This window comes from Streptomyces inhibens, from assembly GCF_003389455.1.
GTDB classification, from domain to species: Bacteria; Actinomycetota; Actinomycetes; order Streptomycetales; family Streptomycetaceae; genus Streptomyces; species Streptomyces inhibens.
Genome location: NZ_QUAC01000125.1, coordinates 1 through 21721, shown reverse-complemented (window position 1 = coordinate 21721; position 21721 = coordinate 1). Strand labels below are relative to the sequence as shown.

Annotated in this window: 16 protein-coding genes; 11 read left to right on the top strand and 5 right to left on the bottom strand. The window is 70.9% G+C overall.

Features of this window, described 5'->3' with window-relative positions:
• Positions 1-136: 136 nt before the first annotated feature.
• The 3 genes from DY245_RS15730 (at position 137) to DY245_RS15720 (ending at position 4464) form a co-directional block, all read left to right on the top strand.
• Complete coding sequence (locus tag DY245_RS15730; protein WP_128507800.1) at positions 137-784, top strand: hypothetical protein; 648 nt, start codon at positions 137-139, stop codon at positions 782-784.
• A gap of 247 nt (positions 785-1031) precedes the next feature.
• Positions 1032-1220, top strand: coding sequence for a hypothetical protein (locus DY245_RS15725; protein WP_128507798.1), 189 nt, complete (start codon positions 1032-1034; stop codon positions 1218-1220).
• A 139-nt stretch (positions 1221-1359) separates the two neighbouring features.
• Positions 1360-4464: a helix-turn-helix transcriptional regulator gene (locus DY245_RS15720; RefSeq protein ID WP_128507856.1), complete on the top strand. Its 3105-nt coding sequence runs from the start codon at positions 1360-1362 to the stop codon at positions 4462-4464.
• 217 nt (positions 4465-4681) lie between these two features.
• Here DY245_RS15720 and DY245_RS15715 read toward each other — a convergent pair whose 3' ends face one another.
• The 3 genes from DY245_RS15715 to DY245_RS15705 all read right to left on the bottom strand — a co-directional run bounded on the left by DY245_RS15715 (position 4682) and on the right by DY245_RS15705 (position 7366).
• The gene (locus DY245_RS15715) at positions 4682-4879 is read right to left on the bottom strand and encodes a DUF6191 domain-containing protein (protein WP_128507796.1); all 198 of its coding nucleotides are present in this window, start codon (positions 4877-4879) and stop codon (positions 4682-4684) included.
• Between the two features lie 87 nt (positions 4880-4966).
• A complete protein-coding gene (locus DY245_RS15710) occupies positions 4967-6199 on the bottom strand; it encodes a PQQ-dependent sugar dehydrogenase (protein WP_181923693.1) in 1233 nt (410 codons plus the stop codon).
• 123 nt (positions 6200-6322) lie between these two features.
• Entirely contained in the window at positions 6323-7366 is a 1044-nt protein-coding gene (locus DY245_RS15705; protein WP_128507792.1) for an aldo/keto reductase, read from the bottom strand.
• Positions 7367-7454: 88 nt separating this feature from the next.
• Here DY245_RS15705 and DY245_RS15700 point away from each other — a divergent pair, with 88 nt between their 5' ends.
• The 8 genes from DY245_RS15700 (at position 7455) to DY245_RS15660 (ending at position 19297) form a co-directional block, all read left to right on the top strand.
• Complete coding sequence (locus DY245_RS15700; protein WP_128507790.1) at positions 7455-8417, top strand: 2-hydroxyacid dehydrogenase; 963 nt, start codon at positions 7455-7457, stop codon at positions 8415-8417.
• 308 nt (positions 8418-8725) lie between these two features.
• Positions 8726-11644, top strand: a complete 2919-nt coding sequence (locus DY245_RS15695; protein ID WP_425329395.1) for a putative bifunctional diguanylate cyclase/phosphodiesterase — start codon at positions 8726-8728, stop codon at positions 11642-11644.
• A 209-nt stretch (positions 11645-11853) separates the two neighbouring features.
• Positions 11854-13725, top strand: coding sequence for an acetolactate synthase large subunit (locus DY245_RS15685; protein ID WP_128507786.1), 1872 nt, complete (start codon positions 11854-11856; stop codon positions 13723-13725).
• Between the two features lie 40 nt (positions 13726-13765).
• Positions 13766-14290 (top strand): acetolactate synthase small subunit, encoded by a 525-nt coding sequence (gene ilvN, locus DY245_RS15680; protein ID WP_128507784.1) that lies wholly within the window; start codon positions 13766-13768, stop codon positions 14288-14290.
• A gap of 102 nt (positions 14291-14392) precedes the next feature.
• Positions 14393-15391, top strand: a complete 999-nt coding sequence (gene ilvC / locus DY245_RS15675) for a ketol-acid reductoisomerase (protein ID WP_128507782.1) — start codon at positions 14393-14395, stop codon at positions 15389-15391.
• Positions 15392-15692: 301 nt separating this feature from the next.
• Complete coding sequence (serA, locus tag DY245_RS15670) at positions 15693-17285, top strand: phosphoglycerate dehydrogenase (RefSeq protein WP_128507780.1); 1593 nt, start codon at positions 15693-15695, stop codon at positions 17283-17285.
• A 295-nt stretch (positions 17286-17580) separates the two neighbouring features.
• Entirely contained in the window at positions 17581-18600 is a 1020-nt protein-coding gene (locus DY245_RS15665) for a PRC and DUF2382 domain-containing protein (protein WP_128507778.1), read from the top strand.
• Positions 18601-18697: 97 nt separating this feature from the next.
• The gene (locus DY245_RS15660; protein WP_128507776.1) at positions 18698-19297 is read left to right on the top strand and encodes a TetR/AcrR family transcriptional regulator; all 600 of its coding nucleotides are present in this window, start codon (positions 18698-18700) and stop codon (positions 19295-19297) included.
• Between the two features lie 64 nt (positions 19298-19361).
• Here DY245_RS15660 and DY245_RS15655 read toward each other — a convergent pair whose 3' ends face one another.
• Together DY245_RS15655 and DY245_RS15650 are read right to left on the bottom strand one after the other, a co-directional pair.
• On the bottom strand, positions 19362-21095 hold the full coding sequence (locus tag DY245_RS15655) for a purine-cytosine permease family protein (RefSeq protein ID WP_128507773.1): 1734 nt from the start codon (positions 21093-21095) through the stop codon (positions 19362-19364).
• A gap of 174 nt (positions 21096-21269) precedes the next feature.
• A partial coding sequence (locus DY245_RS15650) for a PucR family transcriptional regulator (RefSeq protein ID WP_244943066.1) occupies positions 21270-21721 on the bottom strand: 452 nt, incomplete at its 5' end.

Here is a 21721-nt window from a genome sequence, read left to right as displayed (position 1 = left end):
CGCTGGTCAGGGTCTAGGAACTGCCCTCGGGGTGCCAGGATGCGACCTGGCGCCCGGGCGGCGTGTCGCCGCTGACCGCCCGCCCCTCGAAGCGGCTCTCATCCGACTCTCAGACACGGCCCCTACGGTCGCGCCCATGGGAACGACCAGGACGACCGAGAAGCGAACCGACGACGAGTCCGTGCCGGCGCAGGCCGCCGCCACGGAGGACACCACCAGCAAGGAGCCCGTGGACGCGGCCGCCACGACGGAGGACGCGGACGCGGCCGACGGCCGGGCCGTGGCAGCCGAGCATGACGAAGACGGCAACGACGGCATCGACGGCGACCTCGACGCCGAGAGCGCTGATGCCGAGGGCGACGACGAGGACGAGGCCGCCGCGCCCGTAGGGACCGCCACCGGCATCGCTGCCGGCGCCGGTGCCGTCGTCGCCGCGGGGCTCGGCCTCGCGTCCGTCACCGGCACCTGGCTCGGCACGCTGATGGCCGAGCGGCAGGCGCTGCTGGGCCAGATCAAGCTCCAGTCACGCCAGGCCACCGACCAGATCTCCGCCGTCTACGGCACCCCCTGGCACACCACCGCGCTGGTCAACGGCGTCTTCGCGCTGCTCGCCGTGATCGTCGCCGCGGTGGTGCTGAGCCGCCCGCGCGCCACCTGGGTGCGGGCCGTCGCCTGGGGCGGGCTGGCGCTCGGTGTGCTGGGGATCCTGATCTCCGCGGGCATGTACCTCGACCTGTTCGCCAGCATGCCCAGCATCCCTAAGGGCCCCGGGGCAGGCTCCTGAGTCCCCTACGGCCGACAGAGCCGGAATCTTAGGTTCCGGACGGCCGCGGACGCAGGTTTCCCCGCTCCGTACGGGTGCCGCGGACGGTGCCTAAGGAACCCGCCGACAGCACAGCGGGTTTCTAAGCACCACCCGGGCGCAAAGATCGGGAACTCGCCCGATGTGGCGGACCCCCCTTGGCGACGAGGCTTGAGCACATCGACAAGCCGTCGAGACACCACCTCACCGCCGTCAGGGGAGCAACACCATGTACACCTCCGAGCTGGAGATCCGGGTCCGTTACGAAGAGCTGCGCCGCGAGGCCGACCGGCAGCGCCTGGTGCGCGAGGCGACCGAGGGCCGGCGCGCCGCCGCCCGATCCGGAGCGAACGAACCCGAAGGGCGGGTGAGTTCACGGCGTGGCCGGCGGGTGCGGATACGCCGCGCCGCCGTCTGACCGCGAGGCGCACATGCCGTCCCGCGTGCCGGCCTTGCCGCCGGCCCGACCGCCGTCCGCCCGGCCCCCGGTGCTCCGCACCCCGGGCCGGGCGTTTTGCGTGGTGAAGCCCACTGCCGGATTGTCGGAGGGCTGTGCGATGCTCCTCAGCGTGGAGACCAGGTCCGTCAGTCCCGTGTTCGTCGGCCGTGCGGCCGAACTCGCCGCGCTGGGCGATGCCCTCGCCCGTATCGCGGCTTCCGGCGAGCCCCAGGCCCTGCTGATCGGGGGCGAGGCCGGGGTCGGAAAGACCCGCCTCATCGAGGAGTTCACCGATGCCGCCCGCGCCCGGGGCGCGCTCATCGCCCTCGGCGGCTGCATCGAGATCGGCTCCGAAGGCCTGCCCTTCGCGCCGTTCTCCGCCATCCTGCACACCCTCAACTGGCATCTGCGCGACGAGCTCGCCGCCGCCGTCGCCGGCCAGGAGGGCGAACTCTCCCGCATCCTGCCCGAATTGGGGGAGACACCCGGCGAGGCGCACGACGAGGAGATCGGCCGCGCCCGCCTCTTCGAGCTGACCGCCCGCCTCCTGGAGCGGCTCGCCGCCCACCGCACCCTCGTCATCGTCGTCGAGGACCTCCACTGGGCCGACCGCTCCACCCGCGAGCTGCTCGCCTACCTGCTGCGCGCCCTGCACGACGCCAACGTCCTCCTGGTGGCGACCTACCGCTCCGACGACATCCACCGCCGCCACCCGCTGCGGCCCTTCCTCGCCGAGATCGACCGGATGCGGACCGTCCGGCGCGTCGAGCTGGCCCGCTTCAACCGCGAGGAGGTCCGCTCCCAGATCGCCGGGATCAACGGCAGCGACCCCGAAGAGGACACCGTCGACCGGGTCTTCAAGCGCTCCGAGGGCAACGCCTTCTTCGTCGAGGAGCTGGCCCGCAGCCTCGCCGACGGCTGTCTGCACGGCCTGAGCGACCCGCTGCGCGATCTGCTGCTGGTGCGCGTCGAGGCGCTGCCCGAGGACACCCAGCGGGTGGTGCGCACCGCCGCCGAGGGCGGCTCCACCGTCGAGCACGAACTCCTCGCCGCCGTCTGCCAGATGCCCGAGGACGATCTCATCGAGGCGCTGCGGGCCGCCGTCGGCAGCAACACCCTGGTGCCCACCCAGGACGGCACGGGCTACCGCTTCCGGCACGCCCTCGCCCGCGAGGCCGTCGTCGACGATCTGCTGCCCGGCGAGCGCACCCGCCTCAACCGCCGCTACGCCCAGGCCCTGGAGGCCAACCCCTCACTGGTCCGCGCCGACGTCTGCGCCGCCCGCCTGGCCAGCTACTGGTACAAGGCCCATGACGCCGCCAAGGCGCTGCCCGCCGTCCTCGCCGCCTCCGTCCAGGCCCGCCGCCGCCATGCCTACGCCGAGCAGCTGCGGCTGCTGGACCGCGCCCTGGAGCTGTGGGACGACGCGCCCCCGGAGGTGCGGCAGGGGGTCCGCCCGGTCGACTACGCCGAGACGTATCCGGCCTACGGCTGCGACGACGACGCCCTGCGCTTCCTCGACCTGCTCGCCGAGATCGCGGTGGCCGCCCGGCTCTCCGGCGACGGCGAGCGGGCCTTCACGATCACCAAGCGCGCCCTGCGGTTCCTGCGCACCGAGCAGGACCCCCTGCGCACGGCGTGGTTCCTGGTGCAGCGCTCCCGGCTCTGCCAGGGCACCGGCCGCGGCAACGGCTGGGAGGACCTGGGCAAGGCGCAGGAGCTGATGCGCGGACTGCCGCCGTCGTCCGTGCATGCCGAGGTGATGGCCGCCGTCGTCAGCTGGGCGGTGCTGCACGAACCGGGCCCCGACACCTTCGCGACGGCCGAACGCGCCGTGGAACTGGCCCAGTTGGTGGGCGACGAGGAGGCCGAGATCAACTCCCGGCTGACCCTCGCGGGGCTGCGGGTCGACGTCGGCGAGGTGGACGAGGGCCTCGCCGACTTCCGCGCGGGCCTCGACCGCGCCGTCGACCGCGGCTACTTCGCCGTCATCGGACGCGGCCATGTGAACCTCCCGTCCTCCCTGGAAGGCGTCGGCCGCTCCCGCGAGGCCGTCGAGGTCACCACACAGGGCCTCGAACTCACCACCCGCTACGGCCTCAAGGACAAGACCTGCTGGGTGACGGCCAACCGCGCCGAATCGCTCCAGTCACTGGGCCGCTGGGACGAAGCGGCCCAGGCCGCCGCCGACTGCCGCCGCCTCGCCCAGAACGCCCGCTCCCTCGCCCTGGCCGCCAACCGCCTCACCGATCTCGCCCTGGACAAGGGAGAGATCGCCGAGGCCGAGCGCGAACTGGCCGTCGCCCGCGAGCACTACGGCACCCACGACCCCCAGCCGCAGCACGCCCTCCCGCTCGCCCGCCACGCCCTGCGGATCGCCGCGGCCCAGGGCCGTATCCTCGACGCCCGCGGCATCCTCCAGCAGGCCCTGGACGCCGGCTTCCCGCCCGGCACCCAGCGCTACGCCTGGCCGCTGCTGTGGTCGGCCACCGCCGCCGAATCGGACGCCCGCGGACTGCCGGCCGCCGAGCCCGGCCGGGTCACGATCCTCGCCCACATCCGGGACGCCGCGAAGAAGCTGCCCCGGCTCTCCCCGGTCTGGGAGGCGTACGGATGCGCGGTCGACGCCGAACTCCGCCGTGCCGAGGGCCGCGACGCCCCCGATGCCTGGGCCGAGGCGGTCGCCGCCTTCGAGCCCCTGGAGCGTCCGCACGAGCTCGCCCGGGCCTGCTACCGCTGGGCCGAATCCCTGCTGCACGGCAGTGAGCGGGCCACCACCGGGCTGCACGGCCGCACCCCGCGCGAGGCCGCCGTCCTCCTGCTCACCCAGGCACACACCGCCGCCACGGCGATGGGCGCCCGCCCGCTCGCCGACGAACTCGAACTCCTCGCCCAGCGCGCCCGTATCCCGCTGCCGGGCCTGATATCGACCGCCGCGGCACGGACAACCGCCGTAGCCACCCGCGGCGCCGGCGAGGACGTCTCATCCGCCGGTGCCGCGCCCGCCGAATCCCTCGGGCTGACCCCGCGCGAACGGGACGTCCTCCGTCTGGTCGCCGACGGCCGCAGCAACCGCCAGATAGCCGACGCGCTGTTCATCTCCCCGAAGACCGCCAGCGTCCATGTCTCCAACATCCTCGCCAAGCTGGGCGTCTCCGGCCGCGGCGAGGCGGGCGCGGTCGCCCACCGTCTGCGGCTGTTCAGCGCGTCGGCGCCGAGCTAGGGCGTGTCTTTCGGATCAGTCCGGATCAGCCCGCGGCGTCTGGTGCACTGCACTCGCTGCGCTCGCTCCGTCTCGGCTCTTTGATTCGTCCTTCGGATGCCGAGCTGCATCGCAAGGCGGAGCATCGCCCTCGGACTGGGTGTCCGTGGGTGATGTGACAACGCGGCGAGGTGCCGTGCCAGGCGTCGCGGGCCCGGGGTGATCCGAAAGACATGCCCTAGCGCTCTTCCTGGATCTCGCCCTGATCCTGCTGCCGCCGTGGCGCCTTGACGACGACGGTCCCCGAGGAGAGGTCTATCGGGCCCTTCCCGGGATCGCCGTCGCCCACGTCATCGACGACCAGCGACATCTTCTGCCGCTCCTCGTCGGTGTGCTTGCGACCAGGCGCGAACAGTTCTTCCGCGATGTTGAACATGGTGCCCTGCCCCCTTTTCGGCGTAACGCGCACCCGCCCCCTGGCACCCGAGTGTAGGCAGGTCACGCGAAAAGGGGACGAGACGGATCAGCTCACTTCGAGGCGGAGAATCCGGTCATCACCCTTGCGCGGCTCGCCCCGTCCGTCCGTGTTGCTGGTGACCAGCCACAACGCACCGTCATCGGCCGCCACGACGGTCCGCAGCCGCCCGTAGGTGCCCTTCAAAAAGGCCTGCGGCGCCGCCACCGGCTTCGTCCCGTCCAGCGCGATCCGCCACAGCCGTTCGCCGCGCAGCGAGGCCATCCAGATCGAGCCCTTGGCGTAGGCGATACCGCTGGGCGAGGCGTCCGCGGGCTTCCACTGCTCGACCGGGTCCACGAACCCGGCGCCCGCCGCCGTGTCCTTGGCCTTGCCCTCGACCTTCGGCCAGCCGTAGTTCTTGCCCGGCTCGATGAGATTGAGCTCGTCCCAGGTGTCCTGCCCGAACTCCGAGGCCCACAGCCGCTTGTCGCTGTCCCAGGCCAGCCCCTGGACATTGCGGTGGCCGTAGTCGTACACCACCGAATCCGCCTCGGGGTTGCCGTGCGCCGGCTCGCCGTCGGGCGTCATCCGCAGGATCTTGCCGGCCGGCGAGTTCTTGTCCTGCGCCAGCCCGGTGTCACCGGTCTCGCCGGTCCCGGCGTAGAGCATCTTGTCCGGGCCGAACGCGATCCGGCCGCCGTTGTGGATCTGCCCCTTGGGGATGCCCTTGAAGATCGTGTCGGGCGCGCCCAGTTGATTGCCCGGCGGGCGCTTCTCGTCGTAGATCATGCGGGCGATGCGGTTGTCGGACGCGGTGGTGAAGTACGCGTACACCTGATGGTCCGCGCCGAACGTCGAGGACACCGCGATCCCCAGCAGACCGCCCTCGCCCCCCGGGTCCACACCCGGCACCGAGCCCAGTTCGGTGGTCTTCCCGCAGTCCGCCGCGACCCGGACGATCTTCCCGGTGTCACGGGAGGCGACCAGCAGATCCCCGCCCGGCAGCACCGCCACGCCCCACGGCGACTTCAGACCGGTGGTCAGGGTGCCGGTCACCTTCACCGAGCCCTTGGCGGGCGGCGCGGTGGACGACGGCGTGGCGCTCGGCGAGGGGGCACCGGCGGAGGCGCCGGGGCTCTTCGCCGGGGCGGAGGAACTCCCGCCGCTGTGGGGCTGCGCGCCGCCGGACGAGCAGCCCGCTGCCAGGAGCAGCGAAGCGGCGGCCAACACGGCGGTCTGGGAACGGCGTTGCACGGCAGGGGTCCTCTCGTCGGCAGGGCGTGCACAAGAACACCACATCGCGGGCCACCGCGCCGCGCGTTACGGGTTCGGGAGCCGCCCCTGCCTGCCATGATCCGGTACGGGCGGCGGGCGGGCGAGCCGGCGGAACCCAGGGCGTGTCCGTCCTGGGGCGTGTCCGTCCTAGTACCAGGAGCCGCGCGCGGGTGGCAGGGCGGCTATCTCCGCCAGGTCCTCGCGGGTGAGCGCCAGCTCCGCGGCCTTGGCGTTCTGCGTGGCCCAGCGCTCCTTCTTCGTGCCCGGTACGGGGACGACATGACGGCCCTGGGCCAGCACCCACGCCAGCGCCACCTGCCCCGGTGTCGCACCGTGCCGGGCACCGACCCGCCGCAGCCCCGCCACCACCGGCTGGTTCGCGGCCATCATCTCGGCGGTGAAGCGCGGATGGCGGGCCCGTATGTCCTCCGGTTCGAAGCCCTGCCCCGGGGTGAGGGTGCCGGTCAGATAGCCGTTGCCCAGCGGCATCGCCGCCAGGAAGCCGACGCCCCGCGACTCGCACCACGGCAGCAGCGCCTCCAGCGCCTCCGGCGACCACACCGACAGCTCGGCCTGCACACTGCTGACCGGGAACACCTGCTGGATACGCTCCAGTTGGACCAGCGTGCCGTCGTGCAGCCGGGAGCGCGGGCGCACCCCGCCACGGGCCGCCGGCCGCCGCTCCGTACGGGCTGAGCGGGCCTGCCGTACCGCCCGGGCACCCACCGCGCACAGCCCCAGCGACCGCACCTTCCCGGCCGCCACCAGCTCCGCCATCGCCCCCCAGGTCTCCTCGATGGGCACCTCGGGATCGGCCCGGTGCAGCTGGTAGAGGTCGATACGGTCGGTCTGCAGCCGGCGCAGCGAGGCGTCGCAGGCGCGCTTGACGTAGCCGGGCCGCCCGTTGGCGACGATGTGCTGCTCGCCGACCAGCAGCCCGCACTTCGTCGACACGAACGCGTCCGCCCGCCGCTCCCTGAGCACCCGGCCCACCAGCAGCTCATTGGTGAACGGCCCGTACATGTCGGCGGTGTCCAGCAGGCTGCAGCCCCGGTCCAGCGCGGTGTGCACGGCCCGCAGCGAGCTGTCCAAGCTGCGCTGCGACTCGGTGTACCCCCAGCTCATCGGCATACAGCCGAGCCCGACGGCGCCCACTTCGAGGGCCGCCGCACCGATTGTCCTGCGCTCCACCTGGTTGTGCCTCCGTCCCCTCGCCCCCGATCAAGGGCCAGACCAAACTAACGTCTGAGCAGAACGTCTCTTCGCATAGCCTCGGGCCATGGCATCCGCAGACCAGCGCAGCGACGCGAACGACGTATGGCTCCCGATCCCGCCCGACGAGATCGACGGCCTCCCCGAGGGTCTCCACTACGTCCACTGGGACGCCGGCCCCGACTACCCGGCCGATCCGGCCCGGTGCGTCTTCTACGCCGTCCCCTACATGAAGGGCGCGGAGGTCAGCCTGCGGCCGCTGTCGCGGATGAGCCGGGTGCGGGTGGTGCAGACCCTCACCGCCGGCATAGAGCACATGCTCCCCGGGCTGTCGCAGATGCCGTCCGGTGCCCAACTGTGCAACGCCCGCGGACTGCACGACGCCAGCACCGCCGAGCTCGCGCTCACCCTGATCCTGGCGTCACTGCGCGATATCCCGGACTTCGTACGGGGCCAGGACGCGGGGGAGTGGCGGCAGGGCTTCCGGCCGGCCCTTGCCGACAAGTCGGTCCTCATTGTGGGCTATGGTTCGATCGGCAGTGCCATCGAGGACCGGCTCACGCCCTTTGAATGCGCGCGGGTGGTGCGCGTCGCGCGCACCGCGCGTGACACAGTGCGCGGTCCCGTGCATCCACTGTCCTCCCTGTCCGCCCTCTTGCCCGACGCGGACGTCGTCGTTCTGGCAATTCCGCTCACCGACGGGACCCGTGGCCTGGTCGGAAGCGATTTCCTGGCGCGGATGAAGGACGGCGCACTGCTGGTGAACATCGCGCGCGGCGGGATCGTCGACACCAAGGCGCTGCTCGCCGAACTGGAGTCCGGGCGGCTGCGTGCGGCGCTCGATGTCACTGATCCGGAACCACTGCCCGCAGGGCACCCGTTGTGGCACGCTCCGGGCGTACTCATCACTCCACACGTAGGTGGCCCCAGCTCTGCATTCCTGCCCCGTGCGAAGCGGCTGCTGCGCGACCAGCTGACGCTTTTCGCGGCCGGCGAACCTCTGCGGAACGTGATCGCCACGGCCGACTGAAGCGGGTTGCGGGTAGCGCTACGGGGCCGTACGACTGCAGGGGGTATTCGTCAACCGCCTCTCAGTCACGCTCCGTAGAGACGCTATGTCCCTGAGTGACGGATCTGGTGTATCGTCCCGATCGGGGACGGCGCCGGGACGGACGCGGCGCAATGCGAAGGATCCGGAACTCGAGGGGGGCGACGGGCGATGTACGGCCGATGGATGATTCGCGAGATGCGCGATCCACGAGCGCCCGCGGGAATACTGCGAGGCCCCCTGGCGCACCGCCCACGACGGCGCCCGGTACGGGTGAACGGGAGCGCGCGGTGAGCGCCCCCGGGGCGATGCTTTCCAGGCCACCGGCGCCGGGCGGTCGTCCGCCGAGCACGGTGCCGCAGATCGCCCTGGCCGTGCTCTGCGGCGGCTATGCCGTCGGTGCCGCCCTGGGCTGGGGGTCGCACGAAGTCGCGCTGATCATGGGGGACTTCGGCCTCAGCATCGCGGCTCTGGTGGCGGCCGTCTCCTGCGGTCTGTACGCACGCAGGCACCGCAGCCGGTTCCGCCCGGCCTGGATGCTGTTCGCCGCATCCTCGGCGATGGCCGGCATCGGCAACGGCATATGGGGCTGGTACGAGGTCATCGAGGGGACCGCGGTCCCCAGCCCCTCGCCGGCCGACTTCTGCTTCCTGCTGTTCGCCCCGCCGGCCATCGTCGGCCTGCTGGTGCTCGCCAAGAGGCCGGTGACCAGGGCCGGTTGGGTCTGCCTGGGCCTCGACTCCTGGCTGATCGCAGGGTCGCTGCTCACCCTCTCATGGAGCCTCGCGCTCGCGCACACCGCCCACTTCCACGGCCGCAGCGTGGCCCAGAGCGCCCTGTCGCTGGCCTATCCGCTGCTGGACATCGTGCTGGTGAGCATGGTGCTCGCGCTGCACTTCCGGCGCTCCTCGGTGCACCGCTCCGCCATCAACACCGCCGTCGCGGCGCTGGCGTTGACGGTGCTGTGCGACGCGCTGTTCAGCTCGCCGCTGCTGCGCGAGCACTACCGCTCCGGCCAGATCCTGGACGCCGGATGGTTCGCCGGCTCGATGCTGCTCGCGTACGCGCCATGGGTCGCCCGCCGCGCGGGCGAGGCGTGTGCCGAAGAGGACCTCAAGCCCACCGCCCGCCGGCCCCAGCCGCACGGCAGCCGCCCGATCGCGGGCTCGCTCGCCGCGCTGACGCCGTATCTCGCCGCCGCCGTCTGCACGCTCGGCATCCTCACCAACGTTCTCGACGGGCGGCGGATCGACCGCGTGGTGCTCTTCACCGGCTGCACGGTCGTCCTCGCACTGGTCGTCCGCCAGGGCATCATGCTGCTCGACAACATCACCCTCACCCAGGAGCTGGCGCAGAAGGAGAACCACTTCCGCTCCCTGGTGCAGGGCTCCAGCGACGTCATCATGATCGCCGCCCCGTCCGGTGTGCTCCGCTATGTGAGCCCGGCCGCCGCCGGTGTCTACGGGCGGGACGCGGAGGAGCTGGTCGGCTCCGAGCTGGCCTCGCTGATCCACCCCGAGGACCTGGGCCGGGTGGTGCACGAGGTCCGCAGATTCCTCGCCGCCGCCCCCGAGGACGAACCGACCACCCGTATCGAGTGCCGCTTCCGCGCCGGCGAGCGACGCCTGGGCGGCGACGGCTGGCTGAACGTCGAATCCACCGTCAACCGCCACCACGGCGGCCTGATCTTCAACTCCCGAGACGTGACCGAACGGGTCCGGCTACAGGCCCAGCTCCAGCACAACGCCTCGCACGACGCGCTCACCGACCTGCCCAACCGCGCGCTGTTCACCGAACGCGTCACCAAGGCCGTCACCGGCCGCCGGGCCAGCGACCACGACACCGCCGTGCTCTACATCGACCTCGACGGCTTCAAGCAGGTCAACGACACCATCGGGCATCAGGCGGGCGACGAACTGCTGGTGCAGGCCGCCCGCAGGCTCGGCGAGTCGGTGCGCTCGGGGGACATAGCGGCCCGGCTGGGCGGCGACGAGTTCGCCGCGCTGATCACGGGCGACGGCACCCGGGACCGCGCCGCCCGCGACTACCGTATCCACGAGATCGCCGACCGGCTGCGGATCAAGCTCTCCGAGCCGTACCGCATCGACGGCCGGGATGTGCGGGTGGCGGCCAGCATCGGGGTCGCCTTCGCCGAGCCCGGCGTCACCCCCGCGGGCCTGCTGCGCAACGCCGACCTCGCGATGTACCGCGCCAAGCAGGCCGGCAAGGGCCGGGTGGAGCTGTACGCCCCGCAGATGCAGGACGAGGTGGCACACCGCGCCGAGCTCGCCACCAAGCTCCGTACGGCGCTGCACGACGGCGAATTCGCGCTGCTGCACCAGCCGGTCGTGGACCTCTCCACCGGACGGGTCACCGCGGTCGCGGCACACGCCCGCTGGCGCTCCGCCCAGGGCATCCTCTTCACCCCCGCCGAGTTCCTGCGGGTCGGGGACCGTGGCCGGTTCGCCGAGGACGGCAACCGCGCCGCCGAGCTGGACCGCTGGCAGCTGGAGGAGGCCGTCGAGCAGGCCGCCGCGCGGCACCGCGCCGGTCATCCGGTTCCGGTCGCGGTCCGGCTCTCCGCCCGGCGGCTGCTGGACCGCGCGCTGTCCCCCAAGGGCGTCGAGTCGCTGCTCACCCGGCACGGTCTGCCCCCGCGCGCGCTCGTCCTGGAATTGTCCGAAAGTGATCCCCGTATCGCGCTGGACGACCTGGAGCGCCGACTGGTCGCGCTGCGCCGGCTGGGCGTACGGATCGCGCTGGACGGCTTCGGCAGCGGGTACGCCGCGATCAGTGCGCTGCGCCGGCTCCCGGTCGACGTACTGCGGCTGGACCGCGGGCTGGTCGACGGTGTGGTGGAGTCCGCCCGGCTGCACAAGATCACCGCCGGGCTGCTGCGGATCGCCGGTGACCTGGGCATGCAGTCCGTCGCGGACGGCGTCGATCTTCCCGAGCAGGTCCTCGCGCTGCGCTCGATGGGCTGCACACACGGCATGGGCACGGCGTTCTCCGGACCGCTCGACGAGCACCGGCTGCGGCGGTCCCTGGCGCACGACGGCTATCCGGTGCCGGACGTGGCGAGCCAGGGCCGGGCGGTGGTGCTCAGTGGCAGTGCGCTGCCCGTCCGGCACGGCGGGCCGGCCGGCCCGGATGCGCTCGTGCATCCGCCATTGCGCTCAAATAGTGAGACCTCCGTCCCACCCACTTGACACTCGGTGCACGGCGGGGGGAGGGTCAGTGCCATGCGCACCCGAATTCTCGTACTTGGAAAGCGCGTCGGCTGAAGCTGGGTCCCTGACGAAACCCGGCTCATCGCACCGACGCGCTCCCCTCGCTTGCCACCTGGCACGGGGGGTTTTTTGTTGCACAGCAACCTCACAAATCCCGTCAAAACCCTCAGCTTCGAGAAGAGACGCAGATGACCGAGCAGGCCTCCGGGGCCCACCATCCGCAGCCGCGGGCCCGTAACTCCGGCGGACCGCAGCAGCCCGCCACCGTCGAGCACGTCACGGGCGCGCAGTCCCTCATCCGTTCGCTTGAGGAGGTCGGGGCCGACACCGTGTTCGGCATCCCCGGCGGTGCGATCCTTCCTGCGTACGACCCGATGATGGACTCCTCGAAGGTCCGGCACGTCCTGGTCCGCCACGAGCAGGGCGCCGGCCACGCCGCCACGGGATACGCCCAGGCCACCGGCAAGGTCGGCGTGTGCATGGCGACCTCCGGACCGGGCGCCACCAACCTGGTCACCCCGATCGCCGACGCCCACATGGACTCCGTCCCGCTGGTCGCGATCACCGGCCAGGTCGCGTCCAAGGCGATCGGCACGGATGCCTTCCAGGAGGCGGACATCTGCGGCATCACGATGCCGATCACCAAGCACAACTTCCTGGTCACCGACCCGGCCGAGATCCCCCGGACGATCGCCGAGGCCTTCCACATCGCCTCCACCGGCCGCCCCGGCCCGGTCCTGGTCGACATCGCCAAGGACGCCCTCCAGGCACAGACCACCTTCGCCTGGCCGCCGCACACCGAGCTGCCCGGCTACCGCCCGGTCACCAAGCCGCACGCCAAGCAGATCCGCGAGGCCGCCCGGCTGATCGTCGAGTCCAAGCGTCCGGTGCTCTACGTCGGCGGCGGAGTGATGAAGGCCGGCGCCACCGCCGAGCTCAAGGTGCTCGCCGAGCTGACCGGCGCCCCCGTCACCACCACCCTGATGGCGCTGGGCTCCTTCCCCGACAGCCACCCGCAGCACGTCGGCATGCCCGGTATGCACGGTGCGGTGACCGCCGTCACCGCGCTGCAGAAGTCGGACCTGCTGATCACCCTCGGCGCTCGCTTCGACGACCGCGTCACCGGCAAGCTGGACTCCTTCGCGCCGTACGCCAAGGTCGTGCACGCGGACATCGACCCGGCGGAGATCGGCAAGAACCGCGCCGCGGACGTGCCGATCGTCGGTGACGCCCGCGAGGTCATCGCCGACCTGATCGTCGCCGTCCAGGCCGAGTACGACGCCGGCCACAAGGGCGACTACAGCGCCTGGTGGAAGGACCTCAACCGCTGGCGCGACACCTACCCGCTCGGCTACGACCAGCCGGACGACGGCACCCTCTCCCCGCAGCAGGTCATCGAGCGGATCGGCAAGCTCGCCCCCGCCGACACCATCTACGCCGCGGGCGTCGGCCAGCACCAGATGTGGGCCGCCCACTTCATCGACTACGAGCAGCCCGCGACGTGGCTGAACTCTGGCGGCGCCGGCACGATGGGCTACGCCGTTCCGGCCGCCATGGGCGCCAAGGCGGGTCAGCCCGACCGTACGGTCTGGGCGATCGACGGCGACGGCTGCTTCCAGATGACCAACCAGGAACTGGTCACCTGCGCGCTGAACAACATCCCGATCAAGGTCGCGATCATCAACAACGGCGCGCTGGGCATGGTCCGCCAGTGGCAGACCCTGTTCTACAACCAGCGCTACTCCAACACCGTGCTGCACTCCGGCCCCGAGTCGGACGGCGTCGCCGAGGAGGGCAAGCCCAGCGGAGGTACCCGGATCCCGGACTTCGTCAAGCTGTCCGAGGCGATGGGCTGTGTCGCGATGCGCTGCGAGGACCCGGCCGAGCTGGACGCGGTCATCGCCAAGGCCAATGCCATCAATGACCGTCCGGTCGTGATCGACTTCATCGTGCACGAGGACGCCCAGGTGTGGCCGATGGTCGCCGCCGGCACCTCCAACGACGAGGTCATGGCCGCCCGGGGCGTGCGTCCCGACTTCGGCGACAACGAAGACGACTGAGCCCAGGACGTCACGGACGCACGGAAGAAGAGAGAAGACCATGTCCAAGCACACGCTCTCCGTCCTGGTGGAGAACACCCCCGGCATCCTGGCCCGGATCGCCGCCCTGTTCTCCCGCCGCGGCTTCAACATCGACTCGCTCGCGGTCGGGGTCACCGAGCACCCCGACATCTCCCGCATCACCATCGTCGTCAGCGTCGAATCGCTGCCGCTGGAGCAGGTCACCAAGCAGCTCAACAAGCTCGTCAACGTTCTGAAGATCGTCGAGCTGGAGCCGGGCTCCGCCATCCAGCGCGAACTCGTCCTGGTGAAGGTCCGCGCCGACAACGAGACCCGCTCGCAGATCGTCGAGATCGTCCAGCTCTTCCGCGCCAAGACCGTGGACGTCTCCCCGGAGGCCGTCACGATCGAAGCCACCGGATCCAGTGAAAAGCTGGAGGCGATGCTCAAGATGCTGGAGCCGTTCGGCATCAAGGAGTTGGTGCAGTCCGGCACCATCGCCATAGGCCGGGGTTCCCGGTCCATCACGGACCGCTCGCTGCGCGCCCTGGACCGTTCGGCCTGATTCCCGCGGTCCAACCGGACCGTATGGCGAGACCCCGCAACCTTCCCGACCCCGCCCGACGTACTGTGTGGGCACCCCGCTAGATCCAAGGAGATACCCGAAGTGGCCGAGCTGTTCTACGACGACGATGCCGACCTGTCCATCATCCAGAACCGCAAGGTCGCGGTCATCGGCTACGGGAGCCAGGGTCACGCCCACGCGCTGTCCCTGCGTGACTCGGGCGTCGACGTGCGTGTCGGTCTGCACGAGGGTTCCAAGTCCAAGGCGAAGGCCGAGGAGCAGGGCCTGCGCGTGGTGACCCCCGCCGAGGCGGCCGCCGAGGCCGACGTCATCATGATCCTGGTGCCGGACCCGATCCAGGCCAAGGTCTACGAGGAGTCCATCAAGGACAACCTCAAGGACGGCGACGCGCTGTTCTTCGGTCACGGTCTGAACATCCGCTACGGCTTCATCAAGCCCCCGGCCGGCGTGGACGTCGCCCTCGTCGCCCCCAAGGGCCCGGGCCACCTGGTCCGCCGTCAGTACGAGGAAGGCCGCGGCGTCCCGTGTATCGCGGGCGTCGAGCAGGACGCGACCGGCAACGCCTTCGCGCTCGCGCTCTCCTACGCCAAGGGCATCGGCGGCACCCGCGCCGGCGTCATCAAGACCACCTTCACCGAGGAGACCGAGACCGACCTGTTCGGTGAGCAGGCTGTCCTCTGCGGTGGCGCCTCGGCGCTGGTCAAGGCCGGCTTCGAGACCCTGGTCGAGGCGGGCTACCAGCCCGAGATCGCGTACTTCGAGTGCCTCCACGAGCTGAAGCTGATCGTGGACCTGATGTACGAGGGCGGCCTGGAGAAGATGCGCTGGTCGGTCTCCGAGACCGCCGAGTGGGGCGACTACATCACCGGCCCGCGGATCATCAACGAGAACACCAAGGCCGAGATGAAGAAGGTGCTCGCCGAGATCCAGGACGGCACCTTCGCGAACAACTGGATGGCGGAGTACAACGCCGGTCTGCCGAAGTACAACGAGTACAAGAAGGCCGACGAGAACCACCTGCTGGAGACCACCGGCAAGCAGCTGCGGAAGCTGATGAGCTGGGTGGACGACGAGGCGTAAGCCCGACGGACAGGGGGTCGCGAAGCAACTCGCGGCCCCCTCGTCCATGTGCCCGCCCAAGCGCCGTCACGGCGCCTTGTCCACCGCGTAGAACCCGCACGGGTGATCCTTCCGCAACGGCACAGGACGCGCCCCCCACCGCCACTACACTGCCAATCACAAGCGCGTCAGGCTCACAACGTCGTGCGTCTTCCACGCGGCTTTCCCCCTTCACCGCCTTCGGCCGTCGGGACGGCCGCCCTCCCCCACAGCCTTGAGGGCGTGGGAGGTACCCCCAGGACTAGTGAGGACTGAAGACCACGTGAGCTCGAAACCTGTCGTACTGATCGCCGAAGAGCTGTCGCCCGCCACCGTCGACGCCCTCGGGCCGGACTTCGAGATCCGGCACTGCAACGGCGCGGACCGCGCCGAGCTGCTCCCCGCGATCGTTGACGTCGACGCCATCCTCGTGCGCAGCGCGACCAAGGTCGATGCCGAGGCGATTGCCGCCGCCAAGAAGCTGAAGGTCGTCGCCCGTGCGGGCGTGGGCCTGGACAACGTCGATGTCTCCGCCGCCACCAAGGCCGGCGTGATGGTCGTCAACGCCCCGACCTCCAACATCGTCACCGCCGCCGAGCTGGCCTGCGGTCTGCTCGTCGCCACGGCCCGCAACATCCCGCAGGCCAACACCGCCCTGAAGAACGGCGAGTGGAAGCGCAGCAAGTACACCGGTGTCGAGCTCAGCGAGAAGACCCTCGGCGTGGTCGGCCTCGGCCGGATCGGCGTCCTGGTCGCGCAGCGGATGTCGGCGTTCGGTATGAAGGTCGTCGCCTACGACCCGTACGTCCAGCCGGCCCGGGCCGCGCAGATGGGCGTCAAGCTGCTGACCCTCGACGAGCTGCTGGAGGTCGCGGACTTCATCACCGTCCACCTCCCCAAGACGCCCGAGACCGTCGGTCTCATCGGCGACGAGGCGCTGCACAAGGTCAAGCCGTCGGTCCGGATCGTCAACGCCGCGCGCGGCGGGATCGTCGACGAGGTGGCGCTGGCCAGCGCGCTCAAGGAGGGCCGGGTGGCCGGCGCGGGTCTGGACGTCTACGCGACCGAGCCCTGCACGGATTCGCCGCTCTTCGAGTTCGACCAGGTCGTCGCCACCCCGCACCTGGGTGCCTCGACGGGTGAGGCGCAGGAGAAGGCCGGTATCGCGGTCGCCAAGTCGGTGCGGCTGGCGCTGGCCGGCGAGCTGGTGCCGGACGCGGTCAACGTCCAGGGCGGGGTGATCGCCGAGGACGTCAAGCCGGGCCTGCCGCTGGCCGAGCGTCTCGGCCGAATCTTCACCGCGCTGGCCGGCGAGGTCGCGATGCGCCTCGACGTCGAGGTCTACGGCGAGATCACCCAGCACGACGTCAAGGTGCTGGAACTCTCCGCGCTCAAGGGCGTGTTCGAGGATGTCGTGGACGAGACGGTCTCCTACGTCAACGCCCCGCTGTTCGCGCAGGAGCGCGGCGTGGAGGTGCGGCTGACGACCAGCAGCGAGTCGCCCGAGCACCGCAATGTGGTGACCGTGCGCGGCACGCTCGCGGGCGGCGACGAGGTGTCGATCTCCGGCACGCTCTCCGGCCACAAGAACATCCAGAAGATCGTGGCGGTCGGTGAGCACTCCATCGACCTGTCGCTCGCCGACCACATGGCGTTCATGCGCTACAGCGACCGTCCCGGTGTCGTCGGCACCGTCGGCCGGATCCTGGGCGAGGCGGGTATCAACATCGGCGGGATGCAGGTCTCCCGGGCCGATGTCGGTGGCGAGGCGCTGGTCGCGCTGACCGTCGACGACACCATTCCGCCGAATGTCCTCGCCGAGATCGGTGAGGAGATCGGCGCGACCTCGGTGCGCGCGGTGAACCTCGGTCACTGACCGGTAGGTTTTCGCAGGTCAACGGGCCCGGGCCCCGCTTCGGCGGGGTCCGGGCCCGTTCGTGTGCGGGCGTCGTCCGCGCGCCGCCGTGGACCGGCACCCGGCGTTGGCTGATGCGTCAACCATTCACCCGAATGGCCTATCCGGTGGTGAAGGCGAGGGGGCCGCCAGCAGCGTGGTGGGGACGCCGGAGCCGGTGCCGTGTGGGCTTCCCGAGTCGCTGGGGAGATGTTCGCGGCGCGCAATGGGAACTGTGCGTGCCCCCACCGGCGCGTGCGGAAGGAGAACAGACGCCATGAACGCACCTCTGGGTGACGCCCCGCAGAGTCTGACCGGCCTGCATGTGATCGATGTGGCCGGCGCGAAGGTGGGCACGGTCCAGCAGGTCTACCGGGACGATGCCACCAACGAACCCGAGTGGATCACCGTGCGTACCGGGCTGTTCGGTCTGAAGGAGACCTTCATACCGCTCGCCGGGGCCCGCCGGACCGGCGACGAACTGCACGTTCCGCACGCCAAGGACACCATCAAGGACGCGCCGAGGATCGACGCCGACGGTCATCTCGACCCCTCCGAAGAAGCCGAGCTCTATCACCACTACGGGCTGGAGCGGCCGGGCATGTCCAACCCCGGCGAGCTGGGCGAGCTGGAGAGCCGCGGCGGTGCCGCCTCGCGCGCGGACACCGTGGTGTCCTCCGGTCCCCGGCCCGACACGGCCGGCGACGCCTCCGGTGCGGCGGGTGCGACCGGCGTCAGGCACCGGGCGAGCCAGGACACCGCACAGCACGCCCGTCCGACGGCGGACTCCGCACACCATCCCCCGGCGGGCGGCGAACGCAACAAGCTGTTCGACCGGCCGATGGCGATGTCGCGCGGCCAGGGCGAGCTGGACACCGTGAACGGCAAGGAGCAGGCGCCCGAGATGGTGCTGTCCGAGGAGCAGATGGAGATCGGCACCGCGGAGCGCGAGAGCGGCCGGGCCCATGTGCGCAAGCATGTCGTGACCGAAGAGGTGCACCGCACCGTCCCCCTCACCCATGAGGAGGTGCGGGTGGTCCGCGAGAAGATCACCGACGAGGAGCGGCGGACGGGACGGATCAACCAGCGGCTCGGCGAGGGTGAGGTCGAGATCGTGCTGCACGAGGAACAGGCCGTGATCAGCAAGAAGACCGTGCCGGTCGAACGGGTGCGGCTGGAGACCGAGTGGGTGACCGAGCAGCAGGAGGTCAGCGCCGAGATCCGCAAGGAAGAGCTGGAGATCGACGACGGCAGGGGCGGCGGAGGCAAGGAGTCCGGCCCGGACCGTCCACGGTGACCCGGGCCCCCGGCCCCGGCAGATAGACGTCCGTCCCAGACATATGTCTTAGACGCTCGTCTGGTACGAGCGTATGGTCCGGGGATAAGCTGCCCCCATGGGACACCGTGAAGATCTTCTGGAGGGCGCCAAGCGCTGCCTCCTGGAGAAGGGATATGCGCGCACCACCGCCCGCGACATCGTCGCCGCATCCGGCGCCAACCTCGCCTCCATCGGATACCACTACGGATCCAAGGACGCGCTGATGCGCCAGGCGGTCATCGCCTCCGCCGAGGAGTGGGGCATGGGCATGGCCGAGGTGCCGGCCGGGTCCACCGACGACGCGACGGCGGCCGGCGACCCGCTGGAACGGTTCGCCGCGGTCTGGGACAAGGTCCTGCAACGCATCGCCACGGAACGGGAGTTCATCGCGGCGCAGGTCGAGGTGCTGGGGCTGCTGCCGCGTGACGAGGGGTTGCGCGAGGCGATCGGCGCGGTGCTGCCGGAGGGCGGCGAGGGACTCGTCGCGATCTTCGAAGGGGTGCCGGACACCGAGGTCGACGCGGAGTCCGCCCGCGTCGTCGGCTCCTTCTACCAGGCCCTGCTCACCGGCCTGATGGTGCAGTCACTGATCCGGCCCGACGCGATGCCCTCCGGCCAGGACCTCGCGTCCGCGCTGCGCCGGGTCAGCGCGGGCGAGGTGCTGGGGCAGAAGTAACGGACGGCGGCGCGACACCCGGCGCGGCGGCCGCCGCGCCGGTCCGGCCACCGGCCGGCGGGTGTCACGGGGCAGCGGGCTCCGCGGGCAGCACATGGTCGCCGATCCGGTCGGTGCTCAGGCACAGCGAGCAGACCACCGCATCGTGGGTCCGGCAGGCGGCCACGTCCGGGCGCTCGAACTCCTGCCGGCACACATGGCAGGTGTACGTGGTCGCGCGGGGGTTGCCGTCCGCGTCCAGCAGCGGCTCGTCGATCCCGTCGCCGGTCCGCCGCAGGTAGTACCGGCCCTTGGTGACCACGGCCACCAGCGGGGTGAGGACGAAGGCGATCAGGGCCGCGGCGACCGGCGAGTACGGCTGGAGCGCGTCGCCCAGGGCATGGAAGTACATTGCGATCGACAGCCCGGAGGCGGCGACGAAGGCCACCACGCCCACGGGGTTGACCGGGTAGAGCATGCCCCGGCGGAACTCGGGAGCGTGCGGGGACAGCTTCAGCAGGTACTTGTTGACCATGATGTCGGTGGCGACGGTGACGACCCAGGCGATGGCGCAGTTGGAGTAGAAGCCCAGGATGCCGTTGAGGAAGCTGAACATGTCGGCCTCCATCAGGATCAGCGCAAAGGCCAGGTTGGCCAGTACGAACACCATCCGGCCCGGATAGCGCTTGGTGACCCGGGTGAAGGAGTTGGTCCATGCCAGCGAACCCGAGTAGGCGTTGGTCACATTGATCTTGATCTGGCTGATCACGACGAGGACCACGGCCAGCGGGATCACCAGCCACGGCGGCATCATCGCGGCGAAGGCGCCCTTGAACTGCTGGATCGGTTCGGTGGCCGCGGCCGGGCCCACCTCGGCGAGGACGTAGACGGCCAGGAAGAGCCCGATGGCCTGCTTCAGCGCGCCCAGCACCACCCATCCGGGGCCGGCCATCACCACGGCCGTCCACCAAGTGCGCTTGTTCGCCTCGGTCTTGGGCGGCATGAAGCGCAGATAGTCGATCTGCTCACCGATCTGGGCGATCAGCGACAGGCAGACGCCGGCGCCCAGCAGCACCGAGGCGGTGTTGACGCCGCCGTGGCCTCCTGCGCCCGCGTACGACAGAAAGCGGTTCACCGTTCCCGGGTCGGTGGCGACCAGATAGAGCAGCGGCCCCACCATCAGCAGCAGCCAGACCGGGGTCGTCCACACCTGGAGCTTGCTGAGCGCCTTCATCCCGTAGATGACCAGCGGGATCACCAGGAAGGTGGAGACCAGATACCCCAGCCACAGCGGCAGGCCGAGGCCCAGCTTCAGCCCCTGCGCCATGATCGAGCCTTCGAGCGCGAAGAAGATGAAGGTGAAGCTGGCGAAGATGACGCTGGTGAGTACCGAGCCGTAGTACCCGAAGCCGGAGCCGCGGGTGATCAGGTCCAGGTCGATGTTGTAGCGCGCCCCGTAGTAGGCGAGCGGAAAGCCGGTGACGAAGATGACCACGGCCGCCACGAGGATCGCGGCCAGCGCGTTGCCGGTGCCGTGGGTGAGGCCGATGCCGGCGCCGATGGAGAAGTCGGCCATGTAGGCGATACCACCCAGCGCGGTGGTTGCCACCACCATCGGCGTCCAGCGGCGGTAACTCCGCGGGGCGAACCGGAGGGTGTAGTCCTCCAGGGTCTCCGTGACCGCCTGGTCGGGGCGTAGGTGACCGGCGGCTGCGTGATCTGCGACTGTGTGATCGGCGACCGCCTGCTCGGCGCTCGGCCCGGCCGGTGGCAACTGCCGGCCGCTGTCGGGTGCGGTCAGTTGTGGCTCGACGCTCATGCCAGGCCTCCTGGGGTGCGGTGGGTACTGCGACCCGGAGGCTAGGAAGAGTGTGTTACCAGTGACTGCTTTCCGGATGACGCGGCTGTTTCCGGGGGGTGTTCGCCGTCGGGCTCCGACGAGGGCGTGTCTTTGGGATCAGCCCGGATCCTGCGCCCGGACCCTGCGCCCGGTTCACAGCCGCGCCGCCTTGAGCGCCATGTGCAGCAACAGCCGGTGCTCACCGTCGTCCAGGTCGAGGCCGGTCAGCTTCTCCACCCGGCCCAGGCGGTAGTAGAGCGTCTGGCGGTGGATGCCCAGCGCCTGCGCGGTGCGGCTCGCCTGGCCCGCGCAGTCGAGGAACACCTCGGCGGTGCGGGCGAGTTCGGCGTGTGCCGGGGCCAGCAGCGGGCCGATGGCCGGGTCCGGTGCGGCGGCCGGCAGCGCGGTGAGCATGCGGTACCCGCCGATGGCATCCCATTGGGCGATCGGGCCCAGCCGGGGCTCGGCGCGGGCCGCGCGGGCCGCGTCCAGCGCCTCCCGCCAGATGGCCGGCAGATCGGCCAAGTCCCGTGTGCCGATGCCGATTCCGGCGGCGCCCTGACCGGCCGTACCACCGGCGCGCGCGGCGCCGCGCCCGGCCTGCC

What these genes read in the sequence shown, in the direction of transcription:
- DY245_RS15720 (WP_128507856.1), top strand. Translation starts at nt 1,360, where the DNA reads ATGCTCCTCAGCGTGGAGACCAGGTCCGTCAGTCCCGTGTTCGTCGGC.
- DY245_RS15665 (WP_128507778.1), top strand. Translation starts at nt 17,581, where the DNA reads ATGAACGCACCTCTGGGTGACGCCCCGCAGAGTCTGACCGGCCTGCAT.
- DY245_RS15685 (WP_128507786.1), top strand. Translation starts at nt 11,854, where the DNA reads ATGACCGAGCAGGCCTCCGGGGCCCACCATCCGCAGCCGCGGGCCCGT.
- DY245_RS15710 (WP_181923693.1), bottom strand. Translation starts at nt 6,199, where the DNA reads ATGTGGTGTTCTTGTGCACGCCCTGCCGACGAGAGGACCCCTGCCGTG.
- DY245_RS15730 (WP_128507800.1), top strand. Translation starts at nt 137, where the DNA reads ATGGGAACGACCAGGACGACCGAGAAGCGAACCGACGACGAGTCCGTG.
- DY245_RS15725 (WP_128507798.1), top strand. Translation starts at nt 1,032, where the DNA reads ATGTACACCTCCGAGCTGGAGATCCGGGTCCGTTACGAAGAGCTGCGC.
- DY245_RS15660 (WP_128507776.1), top strand. Translation starts at nt 18,698, where the DNA reads ATGGGACACCGTGAAGATCTTCTGGAGGGCGCCAAGCGCTGCCTCCTG.
- DY245_RS15700 (WP_128507790.1), top strand. Translation starts at nt 7,455, where the DNA reads ATGGCATCCGCAGACCAGCGCAGCGACGCGAACGACGTATGGCTCCCG.
- DY245_RS15655 (WP_128507773.1), bottom strand. Translation starts at nt 21,095, where the DNA reads ATGAGCGTCGAGCCACAACTGACCGCACCCGACAGCGGCCGGCAGTTG.
- ilvN (WP_128507784.1), top strand. Translation starts at nt 13,766, where the DNA reads ATGTCCAAGCACACGCTCTCCGTCCTGGTGGAGAACACCCCCGGCATC.
- DY245_RS15715 (WP_128507796.1), bottom strand. Translation starts at nt 4,879, where the DNA reads ATGTTCAACATCGCGGAAGAACTGTTCGCGCCTGGTCGCAAGCACACC.